Source organism: Pradoshia sp. Z5_111, assembly GCF_058267535.1.
In genome coordinates this window covers 47,567-68,183 of sequence record NZ_JBZCPQ010000010.1, presented here as the reverse complement: position 1 = coordinate 68,183, position 20,617 = coordinate 47,567, and the positions used below count along the sequence as shown (strand labels likewise).

Here is a 20,617-nt window from a genome sequence, read left to right as displayed (position 1 = left end):
AGTCTTGATGATGAAACAAAAAATTAAGAACACCAGCATTTCTTTATTTGAACAAAAGGGTTTTGCAGAAACATCCATACAGGATATTGTTGATTCTTTGGGTGTTACAAAGGGAACCTTTTATTACTATTTTGCAAGTAAAGAAGAATTATTGATGAATATTCATCTCGATTATATTAATGGATTAATTGAAAGACAGGAAGCAATCCTAAATAACTCGAAGAAAATCTGTAGACAAAAAATACATGATATTGCGTATTTACTAGTGAGTGATATTCGAACCCAAGGTTTAAGTGCAAAGGTATTCTTCCGGGAAATGAAACTATTATCCGAGGATAAGTTGGAAGAGATTTTGCCAAAGCGTGATCAATTTCGCTTTAATATTGAAGATTTAATTAAACAAGGAATAAAGACAGGGGAGTTACGCTCAGATTTAAATCCTACCATTGTCACATTTGGTATTCTTGGAATTTTGAACTGGAGCTATCAGTGGTTTAACCCTGAAGGAGTTATTTCTGAACATGAATTAGCAGACATGTTTGTAGAGATGATCATGAAAGGAATTGAAAAAGGGGAGTAGGAAATCACGACTCCCTTTTTTTGAAATAAAATTGCTTAATTTGGAGCTGGTCGGTGTATAGATGACGAATATCCTCCGTGGCATACAGCAGGGTATAAATATAGTATGAATACTGTAAATAGGTAAAAGGAGGCCGCTATGGAATCAATGGTAACTGTCCGATTTTCGGAAACAGATGCACTTGGTCATGTGAATAATACAAGTTATTTTATCTATCTGGAGGAAGCTCGTCTTCATTTTTTGAAGGAAATGGAACTGGAATTAAAAATAAAAAATTGGTCATTCATTTTGGCCTCAACTAAATGTGATTTCCTCTCTCAAGCCTATTTTGATCAAATATTAAAAATTAACACGACTGTATCCAGAGTGGGGACAAAGAGCTTTCAGCTTGAACATGATATTTACTGTGCCCAAACCGGTAACCCAATTGCCAAAGGGACTGCCATCCTTGTTCAGTTTAATTTTGACAAACAGGAAAGTGAACCGATTCCTGAAATGCTAAAAGAGAAACTGCTGAGGCTGGTCGAAGCTGTTTAATGAGTCCGATTTTTAAAAGAGGTGAGATAGGCATGAACCAAGGAGTTAGTAAAGATACGATTCCCGTACGAAGCGGAGAAGAATTGCAGCAGCATGTACTTGAATCATTTCTGCGGAGTAAGATTAGCGATTTGCCAGAAGAAAACCTCGAAATTGAACAATTCTCGGCAGGTCATTCAAATTTAACCTATCAATTAAAAATAGGCACATGGGAAGCTGTTTTAAGGAAACCGCCGCTAGGTCGTTTAGCTCCCAAAGCCCATGATATGCAAAGAGAATATAGCATCCTCTCAGAATTACATCCTCTATTCAGTCCGGCGCCAAAACCAATCCTTTACTCAGATGATGAACATGTTGTTGGGAGTCCGTTTTTTATTATGGAACGAAAGCAAGGTTTTATATTTGATACTTCTGTTCCTGAAGGCATTAAACCTTCCCGTGAACTCTTTCAAAATTTATCAAAGGAAATGGTAGCACGTCTTGTTCAGCTTCATAGCATTTCCTATCAGGAGACTAGATTGAAGGAAATCAGTAAGCCTGATGGCTTTATGGAAAGACAGACAAATGGATGGATAGCACGTTATGAACGAGCAAAAACAGATGATATTCCAAATATACAAGAATTAGAGAAATGGTTAGTAGATCACATTCCAGCTTCATGTGATGCTTCAATTATTCATTATGACTATAAATTAAACAATGCGATGTTTAATGAGGATGGGACGGAAATGGTCGGTTTATTTGATTGGGAAATGACGACGGTTGGAGATCCGCTCGCAGATCTTGGAGTAGCTATGAGCTATTGGGCAGAGGGGGACGATTCTGAAGTATTGAAAAAAGGACTGGGTAAGCCATCTGTTACGATTCGGGATGGATTTTATACAAGGGAACAATTTATTTCAGAATATGCAAAACAAAGCGGCCGTGATGTCTCCAATATGAATTTCTATTTAACGTTTGCCTATTTCAAATTAGCGGGAATCTGTCAGCAAATCTACTATCGTTATCATAATGGCCAAACAAAGGATCCGAGATTTGCCAACTTTGATAAGTATGTAAAAACATTGATTGAGCATGCTTATTCACTTACAAGGAATCGATAAGATGCTGAAAGTGCATGTCTTGCTGACCAAGGAAGATATTTCACCAGAAAAATTGGCCACAGGCAACAAGGTAGCTGTTGTACTGGATATTCTCCTGGCCACAACAACAATTGTAGCAGCGTTGCAGAATGGAGCAAAAGAGGTTATTCCTGTTCTTAATCCAGATGAAGCTATTAAAGTAAGCAGACAATTTGAGAACGGACAAGCCTTGATGGCTGGGGAATTACATGCAGAACCAATCGATGGTTTTATTTATCCAGGACCCGTTGAAATTAGCACACGTATCCATGGTAAAACCTTGATTCTTTCAACGACTAATGGCACGGTGGCTCTACATAAAGCAGCACATGCAAATCAAGTGTATATCTCCTCCTTGCTTAATAATGCTGCCTTGGCACAGGCGCTATTGAAAAGTAGCAAGGATAAAACGATTGTCGTGATTTGTTCAGGAAATTCAGGAGAATTTAGCCTAGAGGATTTCTATGGTGCCGGCCATTTAATTGCAAATATAACCTGTAGAACCAAACAAGAGATTGAGCTGAATGACGCTGGAAAAGCTGCATTGGCTTTCTATGACAGCCATTCATCAAATCCGTACTCAGTCCTGGCAGCATCCAGAGTTGGATTGCTATTAACCAGATATGGATTAAAGGAAGACCTTCTGTTATCAAGTACAAGTGGATGTTATGAGATTGTTCCTGTGTTTAAAAATAATCGCGTTGTATTAACGGCAAAAAAGGAGGCATAGGATGCGATTTCAAGAACAAGTTGCCGTGATCACCGGGGGTGGCAGCGGGATTGGAAAGGCCACCGCTCTGCGTTTGGCGAAAGAAGGGGCAAATGTCATTCTAGTTGGAAGAACCTTAGAAAAGCTTGAAAGCGTTGTTGATGAAATTAATAATCAAAGCCATCATATCCAGGCAACCTGTTTTGCGGCCGACGTTACGAAAGAAGAGGAAGTAACCGCGTTGTTAGATTTTATTGAGGATCATTTTATGGACTTGCATGTGGTCATCAATAATGCAGGTGGTTCAGTGCAATCAAAAATAATGGATACGGCCGTAGAGGCTTGGGATATCGTTCAGGAAGTAAATTTGAAGAGTGTGTTTTTGGTTTCAAAAATACTTGGGAAGTTTATGATGGAGCAAGCTAACCGTGGAGGTAATAGGGCATTTGTCAATATAGCAAGTCTATCAGGCCATAAGGCTGCTGCTCATATACCTCATTATAGTTCTGCAAAAGCAGCTGTGTTGAATTTTACGAAGGCACTTGCTTTTGAAATGGCACCATATGGTATCCGTGCAAACTCCGTGTCACCTGGATTTGTTGAAACACCGTTGACAGAATGGTCTTTAACAAATGAACGGTTTGTGAAATCAATTGAACGCAACACAGCATTAAAAAGAGTAGGAACTAGTGAGGAAATAGCTAATGTTATTGCCTTTTTAGCATCGAGTGAAGCTTCATACATGACAGGTACAGATGTACTGGTCGATGGGGGATGGATGATTACGTAAAAGAGAAGGGGAGATGGATGATGGAACACTTATTAATAAAAGAAATAGGTTCAGTTTTAGTATTGACATTAAATAGACCTGAAAGCTTGAATGCTTTTAGTCCGGAAATGATAACAGGACTAATTAGTGAATTAAAAAAAGCGGATAAAAATCCTAATGTAAAAGTGATTGTTCTAAACGGATCAGGACGGGCGTTTAGTGCCGGCGGAGATGTAAAAACGATGGGAACCAAATCAGCAGCTACTACCTACGAGTATTTAGGAGTCATAAATGAATGTATTTTAACGATGAAGGAGATTGAGACTCCTATTATTGCGGCGGTACATGGTTTTGCGGCAGGGGCTGCTTTTAATTTGGCGCTTGCCTGTGATTTGATTGTAGCCGCTGAGGGGAGTAAGTTCGCTTTAAGTTTTTCAAAGGTTGGCCTTATTTCGGATGCAGGTGGTTCCTATTTCCTACCACGTTTAGTTGGTCCACACTTAGCGAAACAATTCTTCTTTTCAGCTGAACCGATACCAGCAGAACGTTTATATGAACTTGGGGTTATTAATAAACTTGTACCTTTAGAAGCTTTGCGTGATGAAGCAATTCAATATGCGACTATGCTATCCTATGGTCCAGGAAAAGCATATGGGCAAATGAAAAAACTGATTGATTATTCTTTTACGGCCACTCTCGAAGATGTCCTGGAGAGAGAACGCATCACTCAAACGATGATGATAGCCACGGAGGATCATCAAGAAGGTGTATCTGCATTTAAAGAAAAAAGAAAGCCGCAATTTACCGGCAGATAAGTGAAAGGGAGTATGTATTATGAAAGCCATTCAATTTACTGAATACGGAGGACCAGAAGTATTAAAAATGGTCGAATTAGATAGGCCGAAACCTGGTCCACATGAAGTATTAATTGAAATACATGTAGTTGGTGTGAATTATGCAGATACTGCCAGACGTGAAGGCCAATATGTTGTACCAACCCAGCTTCCTTTTGTGCCTGGAGCTGAAGTTGCCGGGGTTGTAGTCGAAACTGGCTCAGAAGTGACGTACGTAAATGTTGGAGCGAGGGTGGTCACGCTGATTGAATCTGGGGGATATGCTGAGTATGCTGTTGCAGACGCTCGGTCCGTAATTCTCCTGAAAGAAGAACTCGATTTAAAAAAAGCGGTCGCCCTCCCACTTCAAGGTTTGAGTGCCTACCATATTTTAAAAACAATGGGGCAATTGCAAGAGGGTGAAACAGTTCTCGTTCATGCAGCAGCTGGAGGAGTTGGGACTTTAGCAGTCCAATTGGCTAAATTAATGGGCGCAGGGAAGGTAATTGCAACTGCCAGCACAGAAGAAAAGCTGGAGCTTGCACGTTCTCTGGGAGCTGATGTATGTATCAACTATACAAAAGAGGGTTGGTATAAAGAAGTGCTGGAAGCGACAAACGGCCGTGGAGTTAATGTGGCGCTCGAAATGGCTGGCGGTGATATTTTTAAGGAGACACTGAAATGCTTAGCTACGTTCGGGAGATTGGTGATATATGGTGTCGCAAGTGGAGAACAGGCCGTAATGCACCCATCATCCTTAATGGCCAGAAACCAGTCGGTCATTGGATTCTTTCTTCCGCAAATTATGAGAAAGCCAGAACTGCTATTGCCGAGTATGCGTGATCTTTTTTCATTCTTAGAAGAGGGAAAATTAAAATTAATAATAGGTGAAGTCCATCCGCTCGATGAAGCAGCAAAAGTGCATGAGTTATTGCAGTCGAGGAAAACAGCAGGAAAGATAATACTTGAAATTCGTCGTTGAATATTAATAGCATTCTTGTAAAGCATGCAGTTCTGGCATGCTTATTTTTATTGTAATAAGAGTATGGATAAATGTGATATTATTCAAAATTATTATATTTATATAATTTATATTGATATTAAAATGAGTGAAAAACTATTTAATTTGTATTATGTGCCATTGTTTTTACTAGTTCTTATTTTGTAAACTATTATAGTGAAATAAAATATAAGGACTGAAAAAATAATGGAATGGAAAAACATATATCGCGGTATGTTAATGGGAATCAGTGATTTAATTCCCGGTGTAAGTGGAGGAACCATAGCGTTTATATTAGGTATTTATGATCGCTTATTATTATCAATCAGTGGCTTTTTTAGCCGTGACTGGAGAAGGTATCTGGGCTTTTTATTGCCACTCGCAATCGGTATGGGGTTTACTATACTGACGTTTAGCCGATTGATTGATTATTTGCTGGAACATCATCATGAACCGACACAATTCTTTTTTGTAGGATTAATCATCGGTGTACTACCCTTTATTATAAGACAGGCAGAGGTGAAAAAACACTTTACAGGAAAGCATTATGGGGTTGTCGTTTTGGTTGCAATCATGATGGCAGCACTAGGTTTCCTGAAGCCGAATGAATCTGTTGTTATATCTGAAGTAACGCTTTTATCTGGGCTTGGATTATTCTTTTCCGGCTGGCTTGCAAGTATGGCTATGCTGCTTCCAGGCATTAGTGGCTCGTTTATATTATTGTTGCTCGGTGTTTATTCAACTGTTATTTCTGCTTTATCAGATTTAAACTTTTCGATTATTATCCTTGTAGGGGCTGGAGCAGTGGTTGGCTTTATTGTGAGCAGTAAAGCAATCAGCTTTTTACTGAGGGCATATCCACATATGACGTTTGCGGTCATAATGGGATTAATTATTGGATCTATATTTGTGGTCGTTCCTGGATTACCAACAGGAATAGGTACGATATTGCTATGTTGTATAACGTTTGTGTCAGGTCTTTTGGTAACGAAAATCTTTACGAAGTAATGATTGAATAGGAAGTAAAAGGATTGTCTCGTACAATCCTTTTTTATTTTGTTTCGCCTGCATTGTTAAAACAATTATGTTAGATAGATAGGAAAATGTCGTTTACGTTTAGAATATTAAGAATTAAGCAGAGGTATAAATTAACTAACAACTTTACAATAAAAAAATATTGGAGGTTGAATTATGATACAAAAGGGACTGAGGTTTATATTTTTGGCATTTCTTATCTTAGCAGTATCAGCATGTGGAAGTGAAAAAGAAGAGACGATAAACGAGGAAAATAAAAAGAATCATACTACAGAAGATGTAAGTACCGATAATAATGAAGGTACCGATGATAAAGAAACAAAAAATGGCGTGGCATCAAAAGGAGAAGAGCCATCTGTATCCTCTGAGGTGTATCAAGATCGATTTACTTCTGGTAATATGGGTGTGAAAAAGATACTATATGAAAATTTAAAAATAAATGACACTAAAAATATAGAAGACGTAATCATTACGTTAGAAGGTATACAGTATGCTGAGATAACCCCATCAGAGGCAGCTAAATCAAAGTTCAAAAATTTAAATGATAAAGACCGTATAGTGCTTACAGCGAAATTAAAGCTTGAGAACAATTCCAAACAACCATTGATATATCAATCCATTCGTTCCTTTTTAAGAGGGAACGATAATCAAATAATCTATCTGCCAGAAACAAATCTTGAGCCGAGCCAACAAGGAGAAATGGCTGCAGGAACATCTAGTGAAAAGCTTCATGTCTTTTTAATAGACAAGGATTTGTTTTCAAAAACGCGAAATTTAAAATTGGAGTTTGGACCATTCCTAAATAGTGAAGGTAAAGATTTATTTGATGGGAAAAAGACAGAATTTGAAATTCCATTACCGAAGTAATAGCCATAAAAAGAACCGTAATTCTGCTTGTCAGAATTACGGTTCTTTCCCTGTGTTAAATATGTTGCAGATTGTTAAGAATTAATCAAATCTGGAGTCACTAAGAATGCGGCCAATCTCTTCCATATGGCCTGTTTCATCGGAGATAAGATCTTCTAGTTTGACAACTAATTCAGTTAAGCCTAATTCCTCAGCTTGTTTCTTGCGTGTTTCGTAGCGATCTATTGTATCTTTTTCTGCCTGATAGGCAGATTCAAGCATTACCTTAACATCAGTGGTTTGTTTAACTTCTGCTGGTGTTACAGTTGGTGTTCCACCCAATGTACTGATTTTTTCTGCAAGATATAAAGCATGTCCCTGTTCATCGGCTATTTCACCTTCAAAGAAAGGTTTCAGTGTTTGTCTGTATAAACCAGAAACCATTGCCGCATAGCTAGAATACATGATTGATGCAGCATATTCATTTGCTAGATCTTCATTTAAACCATCTATTAATTCTTTTAATTTTTTTTCCATTCTATAATCCACTCCTTCTATATTCTATAATTCAAATGTACCCTACTTTACTACATATTAAGCATTTTTTTTGTGGCAGGATTTTGAAATGTTCAGGAATATTTTTACATAATAAAAAGCCTGATCCGATAAAGGACCAAGCTTGGATTATTAAGTCAGATTAATTTTGAGAAATTAATACGTTTATTGAGAGCATACATAATTGGAGCACCAATTGTCATGACTGCTAATTCTCCAGCTGCGGTTGTTGCCCATGCAAACCAGAAAGGAAGTTTCAAAACAATATTTAACTCTATAGCAATTAAGAACATGGTAAAAGTAAAAACGAATGTATTAATAGCCATCCTTGCCCAAATATTGCGGACAAATCGGAAGGTTAGAATGGTGATTGTTAATGCTAGTATGGATTGGCCAACACCAAATATTAAATCATATGCACCCATTGATGAGAAAAAGAGGTTAGAGATAAATACTCCTATTACAATCCCATACATGTATTTTTTATTAAATACAATCAAGTGATTGAACATTTCAGGTACTCGAAACTGAATGTTCGAAAATGCGATTGGCTGTACGATTATAGTGACAGCAATATATAAGGCTGCCAAAACTCCATTTACAGCAAGCGTTCTAATATTCATTTTTTTCTCTCCCTTAGTTTTTTATCGTGGGATGGTTACGAACCACGTTTAGTATTTCCGAAGACACCAAATAATCATAAGCATAATAAGATGCCTAGTCAACAAAGGATTGTAGTTGGATCATGGCAAAACATCATCGTATAGTTATGATCGACTGGCATAAATCAATAAAAGACGCCGAGAGAAATCTCGGCGTCACAGATATTTAATCGTTAGTTTAATGACTTGGAGTTAACTTTTTTGTATTAATTGGCTTTATGTCATCCTTTTTAAAGATTGTTTTACGAATCCATGGAAGAACGTAATAGTCTCCACCGAATCGGCCGGCATTTGCACCTGCTACAAGAATAACCATTCCCAGTATGATGTAGAGCGGGTTAGTAGATACTGTTCCGCCAAATAAAAACATAAAATTCATTAATAATCCAAAGAAGGCAGCTGTAGTTGTTAAGACACCAAGCAGTAACCCCAGCCCAACTAGAAATTCTCCCCATGGAATTAAGATGTTGATTAACCCTACGTTAGGAATCGCAAATTTTTCAATGAATGAACCATACATCGGATACAGTGCACCTCCATCTGGACCAGTTACAGGATTAGCAACAATATTTCCAAGGAATCCGGATGCATCAAATGCTCCGCCTTTAATTTTCTCAAATCCATGAATCATCCATTCATAACCAAGATACAATCTTATAATCAATAATAGTCCGGAGGCATATTTATTAGTTCGTAACCAATTCATCATTTTAAATCACTCCCATATGGATTTAACTGGCTCTAATCCGCGGTTTTTAGTGCCAGTAACTTTCTATACCTTATTTATATACCATATGCTTGATAATGTGGTGTATTATCCCTGTGTTTCATTTTTTGTACAAAAATATGTGAACCTTTTAAGTTAATACTAAAAACAACTTTACAAACGTGATATTGTTCGTTCCTTCACAAACTTTTACACAATTATCCATTTTGTGTGGTGTATAAGGATAAAAAAACAATACTCTAAATTAAATGACCTATTTAAAAATTTATATATAAGAGTAAAATATATTTAATGATAAAAGGTTAGAAAGAGAACATTTAAGGAAAATAATAGTATAGGTGTTTGAAGGAGGAATGGGAATGAGCTTACAATCAGTTATTATTGAAGCATTACATGTTAAACCGGAAATAAACCCTAAAGAAGAAATCAAAGACAGAGTTGGGTTCCTAAAAAGTTACTTAAAGAAGAGCGGAGCAAAAGGATTTGTTCTAGGAATCAGTGGCGGTCAGGATTCTACATTGGCAGGACGTCTGGCTCAGATGGCTGTGGAAGAACTGCGTGAGGAAGGGTTTGCGGCTAAATTTATTGCTGTCAGACTTCCATATGGAGTACAGCAAGATGAAGAGGATGCTCAGCGTGCTCTGCAATTTATTAAACCAGATGAAAATATTACTTTTAATGTAAAGTCTACTGTCGATGTCATTACGGATCAATACAAAGAAGCAACTAATGAAGCATTAACCGATTTTAATAAAGGGAATGTGAAAGCAAGGCTTCGTATGATTGCACAATATGCTATTGGTGGACAAAATGGACTTTTGGTAATAGGAACAGACCATGCTGCTGAGGCAGTGACAGGTTTTTATACAAAATATGGAGACGGCGGAGCTGATGTTCTTCCATTATCGGGATTGTCTAAGCGCCAGGGCAGAGAATTGCTGAAAGAATTGGGAGCTGAGGAAAGACTATATATGAAAGAGCCGACTGCCGATTTGCTGGATAATAAACCGCAGCAAGCTGATGAAACAGAACTTGGCTTAAAATATGATACGATTGACGATTATTTGGAAGGTCGGAAAGTCGATGCTGAAGCTGCATTGAAAATTGAAAAGCAATATTTAAAAACAGAACACAAACGTCAAATGCCTGCATCCATTCATGATAATTGGTGGAAATAACTAACCAAAAAGTAAGCCTGTGATTTTCATAATCATGGGCTTATTCTATTGTAAGGTGAAAATGAATCGTGATTAAGATAACGATATACTGGTATAATTAATTGAAGGAAAATAAAAAACACGAATTGTTTTAGTTAATTATCTGAGGGTATAGGATATAATCTAGTATTATATTTATTTCAAATATGACAAATGTTCCATTTTGCTATCATATTGTATTGAAGATGAAACTTTACCGAAACCATTTTGCAATCAAATTTTATTACACTATATAAGTTATAATGTATTCTATTGAACAAATTTGTGTGAGAGAACCAGGGAGGGGTCGTATGATGAATAATGAAAATAACTTGATTGAAAAGTCCTTATATAAAACCTTATTAACAAACGATAATGCGGCGAATCCGTTGCTTATAATAAGTGAAGAATTTTTGGCAGAACAACAAAAGGAATTGCCTGAGCTATCAACGCTTAGATTTGCTCAGGGAGAGCTTTATTTCCATTATAAAGACTATGAGACTTCCATTTTTAAATGGGAAAAGGTTAGCAATGATCTGGCGCCTTGGGCTATAAAGAATATGGCGGATGCTTACTTTGCAATGGCTATGTATAAAAACGCTGAAGAGCTTTATAAATCCATTGAATCAGACTCGATTATATTGAATACCGAAGTTGGATTGCAATTATTTGCTCTATATACGAAATTGGATAAAACTGAACTGGCTGATAAAACGATTAAAAAGGTAGTTAAGTTGAATCCAGATGATTCTCAAGTGACAGAAATAGCACGTTCATTCTTTGAAGAGCAACGTGATTGGAATAGTGCAGTTGAACTTGCAGTAAATGAATCCATTCGTACGGAGTCATTGCTTTGGTATGATGTTCTGCAGTCCTATATTGATCAAGGTGTAACGAAAAATATGGAACCTGGCTATTTTTATCAAGTATTACATAAGCTCTATTCCATTGACAGTGGTCAATTTGAACAACTTGCAGTATCTCTTTGGAACAGCTATAAGGGCGAACCGGCATATTTGCAATGGGTTCAGGGATTTAATGATTTACTGCAGGATCTTGAACTTGTACATCCCGAACCATGGTCAGATTTATCCTTCTTATTTAAAGTGGGTTACTTCGAATTAATTAATGGACATAAATTATTAAAAACATTAAAAGGCTTATTACCAAGTTTATTACGTAACTGGCTTCGCATTACAGATCGGAAGCATGCTCTTTTAGCTTCTTCTGCTATATTGTCATGGAATGATAATTTTCCTGGTATGATAGGCCAAGTTGATATTGATCATGCAGAGAGAGTGTTAATGCAGGCTGAAAATAACCGGAATGGCTTGGAGGATAGCGTTCGATTATTTGAGGAACTTGATCAATGGGCAAACCAAAATAATTTATCTGTAAGCGAAAGACAAAAATGGATTATTGATGAGTTATTAGATATAAATGTACAACATATTATGATTGCCGGAACTAGCGGTAGCGGTAAATCTGCCTTAATTCATTCTATCTTAGGAGAAGAGTTATTTGATAAACCAACTTCATCGGCTATCATGTTTAAAAATGCCGAAGAAGAAAGCATAATGGAAGTGACAGACTCTTCAATTAATCCACTAAATCTAGAGGAGCTTGAAGAGAAAGTTTCAAACAGAAACTTTGTTGATAACAAGCCAAGTATCATCGAATACCAGCTTCCGAGCCAATTTTTGGCCGACAATCAAATAGCAATCATCGATACTCCGGGATTCAGCATTGCAAATAATAAAATCCAGGAAGTACGCCGTTATTTGAATATGGCAGATGGTCTTTTACTTGTATTAGATGTAAATGATCCATTTACAAACAAAGAACGCGAAATTGTAATGGCCCTTCATGAACAAGCACCTGATCTGCCAATTCATTTCTTATTAAATAAAATGGATCTTGTTCACAATGATCAGGAGGCTATTCGTATAGTGGATGAAGCATGGTCCAGAATCAGTCCTTACCTGCCGAATGCAACAATCTTTGCTCATTCTGCTCATTATAGAAGCAACAGGCAGCTTTCAGATTTTGCTGAATTTATTAAAATGAATCTAACAAGTAAATATAAGGAAAGCGCACGTACTGCTAAGCTGCTTCACTTTGTACGTGAGACTATATCAAGCTTGCTCGACCAACGATTGGAAAGGGAAGAAAGCTTGATTGAATCCATTCAATGGAATGAGGACCTTTTAGCAAAACTAAATGGTGCGAAGAATCAGATGGAGGATTTGGAGAAAGAAAAAGCCGTATTGTTGCGTAAGACGTTTAAACAAAGGAAGGAAGCCATTCGCCTTGATGTGGAGGCAGCTGTACCTAAAATTCTTCGTGCCAGCAAAGATTTAATTACAGAGGACAGTGATTTCCGCAAGATTCATATAGATTTAAATGAGAAAATGAATGTACGGATACAGGAATACCTGGAGAATACCATTTTGCCTAAGTATTTTTATTCCTTAAAGGATTGGATTACCGAAGCGGAAGTAGAGTTAAAAGAGAGCCAGGCGTATTTAAAAGAAATGGCTGAAGGCTTCAATGCTATTTATCAGGAAGAACGAATGAAAATGGAATGTGATTTCAGAGTGCTGGATGATTGGCGCAGGGATGCAAACCGAATGACGAGCGGTGTACAAATGGAGACCATTAATATACTGCTTCGCCACACACCGCAACAATTATTATTGAAGAGTGCAGGCATGCTATTTGGCTCGATTGCGAATAAAAGTGTTATGTACAATAAATATACAACCTTGATTGAAACACAGGATTATACTGAGGTCGCTCAATTGATTGCAGATAAATTCCTGCTGCAATTTGATATGTTTGAAAAATCGATTACTCGAGATGTTTCAATGTTCTTTGCAGATCCGACAGAAGTAATGAATGGTGCAATGGCAGATACGACTGAGAAAATTGCTGAACATAATGGCGTGCTTGAGAAGATGCGTTCTCAGCCAGAATTGTATCGCGACCCATTAAAGCTATACGAATTGCGATTACGACAATACGAATGGATTTTGATTGGTCAAAAAGAAGTTCAAACTATTTCAAGGTAAAAAAAGGTGATTTTAGGATGGTGGTTAAGCCATTCTAAAATCACCTTTTTATATGTTTAAGAGCTTTCAGATGTTCGCAGTTTATAGAATTTGATGAAATTTTTGAGAACAACCTTTACTACTGAATAAGTAGGTATAGCTATGAGAATTCCTATAAAACCGTATAAAGAACCTGCTACAAGCAGCAATAATATAACCGTCAGCGGGTGGATGTCCAGGCGTTTTCCCATTACCTGAGGTGTAACGAGATGGCCCTCAAGCTGTTGGACAATAACTAATAGAATCAGAACTTTAAAGGCTGTAAATGGGCTGATTAATAGACCTGATATAATCGCAGGGATGGTTCCAAGGAACGGTCCAAGGAAAGGTACAACAGTCAGTAGAGTTGCAAAAATAGCTAAGATTAATGCGTTCTCAAGTCCAATAATTAGATATCCAATATACATCAGGATGCCATCGACAATTGCAACGGTAAATTGCCCGACGATATAAGTGGATAAGGTTTTATCAACATCCCTTAATATTCTGTTGCCCTCGTCCTCTACATTAGCAGGGATATGTTTTAATAAAAACGGTTTAAGTTTATGACCATCCTTAAGAAAATAAAAAACAATAAAGGGAACAATTAAAAGTACAGTAACTATGCTTGTAACCGTTGAAAAAATGGTTACAGCGTGATCAGATAATACTTTAGGAACACTTTCCGCATATTCTTTCCCGTATTGAGTGAGCTTGTCTACGGACAAATAAGTTGAAGCGGCATTCTCATTTATAATTTCCTTTGACTCGGATGTGATTGCTTCTAATCTTTCCGGTATTTTATCGATGAGTTCTTCGCTCTGAGAAACAATGACGGGCCCCAGGAAATGAAAAGCAGCGTAACCCATTCCGCCGATTAATGCATAGATGAGAAGTATACTGATCGTAATCGGCATATACTTACTCAAAAAATGAACGACCGGCCTCAATATATAATATAGGAGCCCAGCTATTAAAATCGGAAAAAAGATAGTTATAATCAGTTTTTGAAAAGGCCATATAAAGTAATCAATCTTCCCTAATAAATAGATAATGATTAGTATTAAAATAGTGCCGGTTGCATACTTATAAAAAGGTTTATTAAACCACATAGAGCACCCCCAAATGTTTAATCAACGTCTTCACATCTATACCCATAATTGGTTTACTTATACTCCAATGTAGAGTAAATAGATGGCGCCATATATCCTGAGAATACAAATAGCGATTATCATTAATAAATAAAGTGATAATCGCTGTTTAGTATTCTAATATATTAATTTCGTGTTCGAAAATGACGATTTACTGCTTTTAATTATAATTCCTAATTTATTAAATGCCTGAGCTACGCTGCTTTCTGTTTGGATACTTGAAAAATCGATTCCAAGCTGGATACTCGTTTGTGCCACCTCGGCACGGATGCCTGTCATGATTACCTCTACGCCAATTAATTTCAGTGCCTCTATCATTTGAAAAAGGCGGTGGGCGACTAAAGTATCAACGATAAATACACCAGATAAATCAATAATTAATGTGGAAATTTGATTGTCTGCACTTTGCTGAAGGGTACTTTCGTTTATAGCTCTGGCTCTGGTGGAATCAATATCACCCACTATCGGCAGTAATCCGATATTTTCAGTCAATTTAATCACAGGAGAACTTAACTCATTGATTAGGTTGGATTGTGAGTGGATTCGCTTTATCAATATGTTTGTATAGTTTTCTGTATAGCTATGTGTAAGTTGATCTATTGTAGAATTAAACTTTTCCTCCCAGAAAAAAATATCTTTAAAGGCAATATCCAAGCTGGTAATATCGATAAATTTTTGGGTGTACTTCCATATAACTCTTCTTAAAAGCCCGGCAGCATTAATAGAATTACTTAGAGGTGTACCGGATTCAAGGCGTACCTCTGCAATAGATAATGTGCGTTCTTTTATTATATAATCTCTCTCTTCTTCTGATTGAAACAAGTTGTTTGCTATTAAAAACAAATATTCTTTAAACTGCTTCTTTAATGCATTAATTGTATGGATAGATCCGTTAAGAGAATAATCTGCTTCAGTACTCTTCGGCATTAGTGAATACCAATCTTCAATTATTTCATCTGAATGAGTAATCAAATAATCATATAAGGCTTTTGATTTAGTTTCCATAATGACCTCTTTTCTTTACCATTCTATATTCAATATTTTGCGTGTATTATGAGAAAAACACAATTAATTAATTACTATTTTTGGAAGAAAAACATGGGTTATTTTAAAGGAATTTGTAGTTTTGACTTTTAGTGTAATAAAATACAAAAAAATCAAAATTAAATTGCGTATTCTTGTAAGCAACCTTATAATGTTATTCATAGACTTTTCTGAATATTTAAAATAGAAAACAAGAGGGGGCGTCATTTTGAAAAAGAAATCATTATTTATGTTTATTATGATAGCTATTATTACTGTCATTGCAGCTTGCGGTTCGAAGGAGGAAGAGAGTGCCGGCGGTGAAGGCGGTACAGATAAGACGTTGAGAGTCGTGACTGATGCGGCATATTCACCATTTGAATTCCAGAAGGAAGGTAAATTGGTTGGTTTTGACGTTGATATTGTGAATGCTATGGCGAAGGAAGCCGGTTTTAAAGTGAATATTGAACATGTAGGATGGGATCCATTATTTGTCGAGATTAAAAACAAAAGGGCAGCGTTTGGGATGTCAGCGATCTCAATAAATGATGAACGGAAAAAAACATATGATTTCTCTGTTCCATATTTTTTATCAACCAATAAAATTCTTGTCCCGGAAGGCAGCGATATTAAATCTGCACAGGATTTAAAAGGGAAGAAAATTGCTGTTCAGGCTGGTACGACAGGTCAATTTGCGGTTGAAAAGGTAGTAGGCAAAAATAATAAAGACATCAAGAAGTTTGAAACAACTGTACTGGCGATTATGGATATGAAAAAAGGTGGTGCAAAAGCTGTTGTAGCTGATAATGGAGTTGTCGAGGAATACGCAAAAAATAATCCTAAGGATAAGTTTGTAGTAGTTAAAGACCCAAATGCATTTGACAATGAATACTATGGCTTAATGTTTCCGAAGGACAGTAAAGATAGGGCTACCGTGGATAAAGCTTTAAAAGCAATTATAGAAAATGGAACATATACTGAAATCTATAAAAAATGGTTTGGGATTGATCCAGATCTTGAAACGTTAAAAGCTCAGCAATCGAAATAATAAAGGTGTGAGAGAATTGCGTATCACAGGTGATGCTGTGCTGCGCAATCTTTGTCTAAGGGGGAACAGATGTGGACTTCAGGTGGGATATTATTGAAATTTATGCTCCATTGTTAATGAAAGGAACACTTTATACAATTGGACTCTCAATAGCTGGTATTTTAATAGGTTCGATTCTTGGGTTATTAATCGGTCTTGGTAGATTGACCAAAAGGAAATGGTTATCTATTCCCCTAAATTGCTATATTGCTTTTTTTCGTGGGACTCCAATATTTGTCCAACTCCTATTAGTTCACTTTGGTGTTGTACCAGCATTGACAGGAGAGACAAATGCCATACTCGCAACTATTCTTGCCCTCTCATTAAATTCAGCTGCATACATAGCTGAGATATTTCGAGGAGGCATTCAGTCGATTGATTCGGGACAAATGGAGGGAGCCAGGTCGCTTGGGATGTCTCATGGACAGGCTATGAGGTACGTTATTTTACCACAAGCATTTAAGCGCATTATTCCGCCTCTGGGTAATGAGTTTATTGTATTGATTAAGGAGTCATCTATAGCCGCTGTTATCGCAGCTCCAGAATTAACGTATTGGGGTAGAGCTATGGCGACTGAATATTATCGGGTGTGGGAGCCTTATTTAACATCCGCTGTGATTTATCTCATCCTTACGCTTTCTCTTAGCTTGTTATTAAATCGATTGGAAAGAAGGATGGAGACAAAATGATAGATGTTAGGAATTTGAAAAAAAACTTTGGATCCAATGAGGTATTAAAAGATATATCTATTAGGATTGAACCTCAGGAAGTTGTAGTAGTGATAGGTCCCTCTGGTTCAGGGAAATCCACCTTTCTTCGTTGTTTAAATTTACTGGAGCAAATAACGGACGGACATGTCATTATAAACGGAGTAGATCTTGCCGATAAAAAAATTGATATTAATAAGGTACGAACCAAAACAGGAATGGTATTTCAACATTTCAATTTGTTTCCTCATAAAACGGTACTGGAAAATCTAATGCTGGCACCTACCAAGGTGAAAAAGGTTCCTGATGAAGAAGCAAAAAAACATTGTTTGGAGCTCCTTCGAAAGGTAGGTCTATTAGATAAGGAAAATGCTTATCCAGATTCATTGTCAGGTGGTCAGAAACAAAGGGTCGCCATTGCACGTGCATTGGCAATGGAGCCGGAAATCATGTTATTCGATGAACCAACTTCAGCACTTGATCCGGAAATGGTTGGAGAGGTCCTTGAGGTTATGAAAGAGCTTGCGCGCGAAGGAATGACAATGGTGGTTGTTACACACGAAATGGGATTTGCGCGTGAGGTGGGAGATCGGGTTGTTTTTATGGATGATGGATATATCGTTGAAGAAAATGAACCGACCAGTTTATTTGAAAATCCGCAGCACAATCGAACAAAGCTGTTTTTGAGTAAAGTTTTATAATGAAAAAGGGACTGCAATAGCAGTCCCTGAGTCGTTATACACCTGTACGTTTGCGTTGGTTGTTTGGTTTCTTTGTCAGTTGGCTTTGCAATTCTTTTGTTTTTTTGACAGGTCCGTTTACATGGCTGCCGGCTTGATTTGATTGTTGCTTAGAAGCAAGTTTTTGTTTAATCGCTTCTTGAAGACTTACTTTTTTAGACATATTATAATGAACTCCTTAAATGGATTTCCTTTATAATATCCCCAATAAGCCATAACATCAAGATTAGAACTCATCCAACTTTCTACCCTTGGTTAATTTTTCGAATTCTTGCATCGATTCTGGTATTTCATCTTTATTACTTACATGATAAGGGTTTTGACTTTGGTTAAATCCGGGCTGCAAGCTGCCGGTGACAACTCCCATTTTAGTAGCTTTAGAATCATTTATGATGGATTCCTGTCTGCCATCTGGATTTGGTTCTGGGTTAACGTGGATTTGATCACTGTTTCTGGGCAATAGGAACATTCCCTTCTTTTTGTGTATTCATTCTATAAGTTCCCTAAACTTCTTTTATTCATACAATTTTATGGAGTAGTCAAGGTTGTTATTTAATGCCATTAACTGAATAATAACCTCAGATTATTGGCATATTATTGGATAAATACAGAAGCGAAAGGCAACCTTCAAAATTAGGTTGCCTTTTGATAATTGATATAGTTCAGTAGGTTTTTTAATACTTTATCGTTATAATATTTATATTAGGTTAGATAATGTTTCGGTTGGAGTTGTAGATGAATGGGAATAACTGATAGCTATGTATGGCAATTTTTAATAGCAATCAATTTGATATTTGCTATTACTATAACCTTTTTAGAAAGGCGTAATGTCAGCGCTTCATGGGCGTGGTTAATGGTTTTGAGCTTTTTTCCAATTGGAGGCTTTATTTTGTATATTGTTCTAGGGCAGAATTTAAGTAAAAGGAAAATATTCACATGGGATAAACGGGGCTATGATTACTTAGAGCAGCGTATCGCTGAACAAAAAGAGCACATGAAAAATATGGAAGAACCATTTAATACTTCTATTACACAGAGGTATAAGGATTTAATTTTAATGAATATGAAAACAGACCATGCTGTATATACCAATGATAATGAAGTTGAAATTTTCACAGATGGCAAGGAAAAATTCAATGCCTTATTTCAGGATATTGCTAGTGCTAAAAAACATATTCATGTTTTATATTACATTATCCAAAACGATACATATGGAAACAGGCTTCTGGATGCGTTGATTGAAAAGGCTAAAGAAGGTGTAGAGATACGGCTGATTTATGACGACGCCGGTTCCAGGAGAATCTCTAAAAAGCGAATAAAGAAATTAAGAGAAGCTGGCGGAAATGCAGAAGCGTTTTTTCCTGGGAAATTACCGCTTATTAATCTCAGAATCAACTTCCGAAACCATCGGAAGCTTGTCATCATTGACAGGAAAGTAGGATATCTTGGTGGATTCAATGTAGGTGAAGAGTATTTAGGACTTGATCCGAAGTTTGGTTATTGGAGAGATACCCATTTACGGATCATCGGAGACGCTGTGAATGATTTACAGTCTCGTTTTATGCTCGATTGGGCTCAGGCTTCAGGAGATAAAATGGAATGGACGGAAGATTACTTTAAATATAGCAAGCAACACAACGAAAAAGGGGTTGGGCTTCAAATTGTTACCTCTGGGCCTGATTCTGAGAGGGAACAAATTAAAAAAAGCTATATACGTATGATTTTGGATGCAAAAGAGTATATATATCTGCAGACGCCTTATTTTATACCGGATGACAGTTTGTTGGACGCCATCAGGATTGCATCCATGTCAGGGGTGGACGTCAGAGTAATGATACCAAATAAACCAGATCATTTATTTGTTTATTGGGCCACTTATTCATACGTTGGAGAATTATTAAAGGCTGGTGCAAAGGTGTTTTTATATGAGAATGGGTTCTTGCATGCGAAAACTATGGTGATAGATGATCGATTGGCAACTGTTGGAACAGCCAATATAGATGTACGCAGTTTTCGATTGAATTTTGAAGTGAATGCCATTATATATCATGCAGACACAGCTGTTCGCCTAAGGGATACATTTGCAGATGATTTAAAACAGAGCCATGAACTTACATCAGAAATTTATAATAATCGTTCCCTTTTAATTCGGTTTAAAGAGTCTTTATCCAGATTATTGTCTCCAGTTTTATGAATAGAAGTAAATATGTACTGTTTTTAAAGACACTAGGGCGAGTTAGTGTCTTTTTG

General features: G+C 36.9%; 22 protein-coding genes and 1 riboswitch. Of the genes, 15 read left to right on the top strand and 7 right to left on the bottom strand.

The window, feature by feature from the left end:
* The first annotated feature begins 10 nt into the window (after positions 1–10).
* The 9 genes from AC4D4A_RS16665 (at position 11) to AC4D4A_RS16625 (ending at position 7,451) form a co-directional block, all read left to right on the top strand.
* The gene (locus AC4D4A_RS16665; RefSeq protein WP_490996909.1) at positions 11–580 is read left to right on the top strand and encodes a TetR/AcrR family transcriptional regulator; all 570 of its coding nucleotides are present in this window, start codon (positions 11–13) and stop codon (positions 578–580) included.
* Positions 581–718: 138 nt separating this feature from the next.
* The gene (locus AC4D4A_RS16660; protein WP_490996908.1) at positions 719–1,117 is read left to right on the top strand and encodes an acyl-CoA thioesterase; all 399 of its coding nucleotides are present in this window, start codon (positions 719–721) and stop codon (positions 1,115–1,117) included.
* Positions 1,118–1,149: 32 nt separating this feature from the next.
* On the top strand, positions 1,150–2,220 hold the full coding sequence (locus AC4D4A_RS16655) for a phosphotransferase family protein (RefSeq protein ID WP_490996907.1): 1,071 nt from the start codon (positions 1,150–1,152) through the stop codon (positions 2,218–2,220).
* A gap of 1 nt (position 2,221) precedes the next feature.
* The gene (locus tag AC4D4A_RS16650) at positions 2,222–2,968 is read left to right on the top strand and encodes a 2-phosphosulfolactate phosphatase (RefSeq protein ID WP_490996906.1); all 747 of its coding nucleotides are present in this window, start codon (positions 2,222–2,224) and stop codon (positions 2,966–2,968) included.
* A 1-nt stretch (position 2,969) separates the two neighbouring features.
* Positions 2,970–3,737, top strand: coding sequence for an SDR family NAD(P)-dependent oxidoreductase (locus tag AC4D4A_RS16645; protein ID WP_490996905.1), 768 nt, complete (start codon positions 2,970–2,972; stop codon positions 3,735–3,737).
* A 20-nt stretch (positions 3,738–3,757) separates the two neighbouring features.
* Entirely contained in the window at positions 3,758–4,531 is a 774-nt protein-coding gene (locus AC4D4A_RS16640; RefSeq protein ID WP_490996904.1) for an enoyl-CoA hydratase/isomerase family protein, read from the top strand.
* A 19-nt stretch (positions 4,532–4,550) separates the two neighbouring features.
* On the top strand, positions 4,551–5,531 hold the full coding sequence (locus AC4D4A_RS16635) for a quinone oxidoreductase family protein (RefSeq protein WP_490996903.1): 981 nt from the start codon (positions 4,551–4,553) through the stop codon (positions 5,529–5,531).
* A 225-nt stretch (positions 5,532–5,756) separates the two neighbouring features.
* Entirely contained in the window at positions 5,757–6,557 is an 801-nt protein-coding gene (locus tag AC4D4A_RS16630; RefSeq protein WP_490996902.1) for a DUF368 domain-containing protein, read from the top strand.
* A gap of 183 nt (positions 6,558–6,740) precedes the next feature.
* Positions 6,741–7,451: a DUF5068 domain-containing protein gene (locus AC4D4A_RS16625; protein WP_490996901.1), complete on the top strand. Its 711-nt coding sequence runs from the start codon at positions 6,741–6,743 to the stop codon at positions 7,449–7,451.
* Positions 7,452–7,532: 81 nt separating this feature from the next.
* Here AC4D4A_RS16625 and AC4D4A_RS16620 read toward each other — a convergent pair whose 3' ends face one another.
* From AC4D4A_RS16620 to AC4D4A_RS16610, 3 genes are all read right to left on the bottom strand, one after another.
* A complete protein-coding gene (locus AC4D4A_RS16620) occupies positions 7,533–7,967 on the bottom strand; it encodes a ferritin-like domain-containing protein (RefSeq protein WP_066108023.1) in 435 nt (144 codons plus the stop codon).
* 155 nt (positions 7,968–8,122) lie between these two features.
* Positions 8,123–8,608, bottom strand: coding sequence for a QueT transporter family protein (locus AC4D4A_RS16615; protein ID WP_066108019.1), 486 nt, complete (start codon positions 8,606–8,608; stop codon positions 8,123–8,125).
* Between the two features lie 7 nt (positions 8,609–8,615).
* Positions 8,616–8,660, bottom strand: a riboswitch (PreQ1 riboswitch).
* 165 nt (positions 8,661–8,825) lie between these two features.
* A complete protein-coding gene (locus tag AC4D4A_RS16610) occupies positions 8,826–9,356 on the bottom strand; it encodes a DoxX family membrane protein (protein ID WP_490996900.1) in 531 nt (176 codons plus the stop codon).
* 377 nt (positions 9,357–9,733) lie between these two features.
* Here AC4D4A_RS16610 and nadE point away from each other — a divergent pair, with 377 nt between their 5' ends.
* Together nadE and AC4D4A_RS16600 are read left to right on the top strand one after the other, a co-directional pair.
* Positions 9,734–10,552, top strand: a complete 819-nt coding sequence (gene nadE, locus AC4D4A_RS16605) for an NAD(+) synthase (protein ID WP_490996899.1) — start codon at positions 9,734–9,736, stop codon at positions 10,550–10,552.
* Positions 10,553–10,881: 329 nt separating this feature from the next.
* Positions 10,882–13,641, top strand: a complete 2,760-nt coding sequence (locus AC4D4A_RS16600) for a GTPase domain-containing protein (RefSeq protein WP_490996898.1) — start codon at positions 10,882–10,884, stop codon at positions 13,639–13,641.
* A gap of 56 nt (positions 13,642–13,697) precedes the next feature.
* Here the strand turns inward: AC4D4A_RS16600 and AC4D4A_RS16595 are convergent, their stop codons facing one another.
* Positions 13,698–14,771, bottom strand: coding sequence for an AI-2E family transporter (locus AC4D4A_RS16595; RefSeq protein WP_490996897.1), 1,074 nt, complete (start codon positions 14,769–14,771; stop codon positions 13,698–13,700).
* Between the two features lie 156 nt (positions 14,772–14,927).
* Positions 14,928–15,815, bottom strand: coding sequence for an STAS domain-containing protein (locus AC4D4A_RS16590; RefSeq protein WP_490996896.1), 888 nt, complete (start codon positions 15,813–15,815; stop codon positions 14,928–14,930).
* 247 nt (positions 15,816–16,062) lie between these two features.
* Here AC4D4A_RS16590 and AC4D4A_RS16585 point away from each other — a divergent pair, with 247 nt between their 5' ends.
* From AC4D4A_RS16585 to AC4D4A_RS16575, 3 genes are all read left to right on the top strand, one after another.
* On the top strand, positions 16,063–16,881 hold the full coding sequence (locus AC4D4A_RS16585) for a basic amino acid ABC transporter substrate-binding protein (protein WP_490996895.1): 819 nt from the start codon (positions 16,063–16,065) through the stop codon (positions 16,879–16,881).
* Positions 16,882–16,952: 71 nt separating this feature from the next.
* Positions 16,953–17,609, top strand: a complete 657-nt coding sequence (locus AC4D4A_RS16580) for an amino acid ABC transporter permease (protein WP_066108002.1) — start codon at positions 16,953–16,955, stop codon at positions 17,607–17,609.
* Positions 17,606–18,328 (top strand): amino acid ABC transporter ATP-binding protein, encoded by a 723-nt coding sequence (locus AC4D4A_RS16575; protein WP_490996894.1) that lies wholly within the window; start codon positions 17,606–17,608, stop codon positions 18,326–18,328. The genes AC4D4A_RS16580 and AC4D4A_RS16575 overlap by 4 nt, the downstream gene beginning before the upstream one ends.
* Before the next feature lie 34 nt (positions 18,329–18,362).
* Here AC4D4A_RS16575 and AC4D4A_RS16570 read toward each other — a convergent pair whose 3' ends face one another.
* Positions 18,363–18,530, bottom strand: coding sequence for a hypothetical protein (locus AC4D4A_RS16570; RefSeq protein ID WP_175354307.1), 168 nt, complete (start codon positions 18,528–18,530; stop codon positions 18,363–18,365).
* A 63-nt stretch (positions 18,531–18,593) separates the two neighbouring features.
* Complete coding sequence (locus tag AC4D4A_RS16565) at positions 18,594–18,827, bottom strand: hypothetical protein (protein ID WP_490996893.1); 234 nt, start codon at positions 18,825–18,827, stop codon at positions 18,594–18,596.
* Between the two features lie 279 nt (positions 18,828–19,106).
* Here AC4D4A_RS16565 and cls point away from each other — a divergent pair, with 279 nt between their 5' ends.
* Positions 19,107–20,561 (top strand): cardiolipin synthase, encoded by a 1,455-nt coding sequence (cls, locus tag AC4D4A_RS16560; protein ID WP_066107992.1) that lies wholly within the window; start codon positions 19,107–19,109, stop codon positions 20,559–20,561.
* The last annotated feature ends 56 nt before the right edge of the window (positions 20,562–20,617 follow it).

What these genes read in the sequence shown, in the direction of transcription:
- AC4D4A_RS16665 (WP_490996909.1), top strand. Translation starts at nt 11, where the DNA reads ATGAAACAAAAAATTAAGAACACCAGCATTTCTTTATTTGAACAAAAG.
- AC4D4A_RS16570 (WP_175354307.1), bottom strand. Translation starts at nt 18,530, where the DNA reads ATGTCTAAAAAAGTAAGTCTTCAAGAAGCGATTAAACAAAAACTTGCT.
- AC4D4A_RS16650 (WP_490996906.1), top strand. Translation starts at nt 2,222, where the DNA reads ATGCTGAAAGTGCATGTCTTGCTGACCAAGGAAGATATTTCACCAGAA.
- AC4D4A_RS16625 (WP_490996901.1), top strand. Translation starts at nt 6,741, where the DNA reads ATGATACAAAAGGGACTGAGGTTTATATTTTTGGCATTTCTTATCTTA.
- AC4D4A_RS16645 (WP_490996905.1), top strand. Translation starts at nt 2,970, where the DNA reads ATGCGATTTCAAGAACAAGTTGCCGTGATCACCGGGGGTGGCAGCGGG.
- AC4D4A_RS16660 (WP_490996908.1), top strand. Translation starts at nt 719, where the DNA reads ATGGAATCAATGGTAACTGTCCGATTTTCGGAAACAGATGCACTTGGT.
- AC4D4A_RS16640 (WP_490996904.1), top strand. Translation starts at nt 3,758, where the DNA reads ATGGAACACTTATTAATAAAAGAAATAGGTTCAGTTTTAGTATTGACA.
- AC4D4A_RS16615 (WP_066108019.1), bottom strand. Translation starts at nt 8,608, where the DNA reads ATGAATATTAGAACGCTTGCTGTAAATGGAGTTTTGGCAGCCTTATAT.
- AC4D4A_RS16620 (WP_066108023.1), bottom strand. Translation starts at nt 7,967, where the DNA reads ATGGAAAAAAAATTAAAAGAATTAATAGATGGTTTAAATGAAGATCTA.
- AC4D4A_RS16630 (WP_490996902.1), top strand. Translation starts at nt 5,757, where the DNA reads ATGGAATGGAAAAACATATATCGCGGTATGTTAATGGGAATCAGTGAT.
- nadE (WP_490996899.1), top strand. Translation starts at nt 9,734, where the DNA reads ATGAGCTTACAATCAGTTATTATTGAAGCATTACATGTTAAACCGGAA.
- AC4D4A_RS16595 (WP_490996897.1), bottom strand. Translation starts at nt 14,771, where the DNA reads ATGTGGTTTAATAAACCTTTTTATAAGTATGCAACCGGCACTATTTTA.
- cls (WP_066107992.1), top strand. Translation starts at nt 19,107, where the DNA reads ATGGGAATAACTGATAGCTATGTATGGCAATTTTTAATAGCAATCAAT.
- AC4D4A_RS16610 (WP_490996900.1), bottom strand. Translation starts at nt 9,356, where the DNA reads ATGATGAATTGGTTACGAACTAATAAATATGCCTCCGGACTATTATTG.
- AC4D4A_RS16655 (WP_490996907.1), top strand. Translation starts at nt 1,150, where the DNA reads ATGAACCAAGGAGTTAGTAAAGATACGATTCCCGTACGAAGCGGAGAA.
- AC4D4A_RS16590 (WP_490996896.1), bottom strand. Translation starts at nt 15,815, where the DNA reads ATGGAAACTAAATCAAAAGCCTTATATGATTATTTGATTACTCATTCA.
- AC4D4A_RS16600 (WP_490996898.1), top strand. Translation starts at nt 10,882, where the DNA reads ATGATGAATAATGAAAATAACTTGATTGAAAAGTCCTTATATAAAACC.
- AC4D4A_RS16575 (WP_490996894.1), top strand. Translation starts at nt 17,606, where the DNA reads ATGATAGATGTTAGGAATTTGAAAAAAAACTTTGGATCCAATGAGGTA.
- AC4D4A_RS16635 (WP_490996903.1), top strand. Translation starts at nt 4,551, where the DNA reads ATGAAAGCCATTCAATTTACTGAATACGGAGGACCAGAAGTATTAAAA.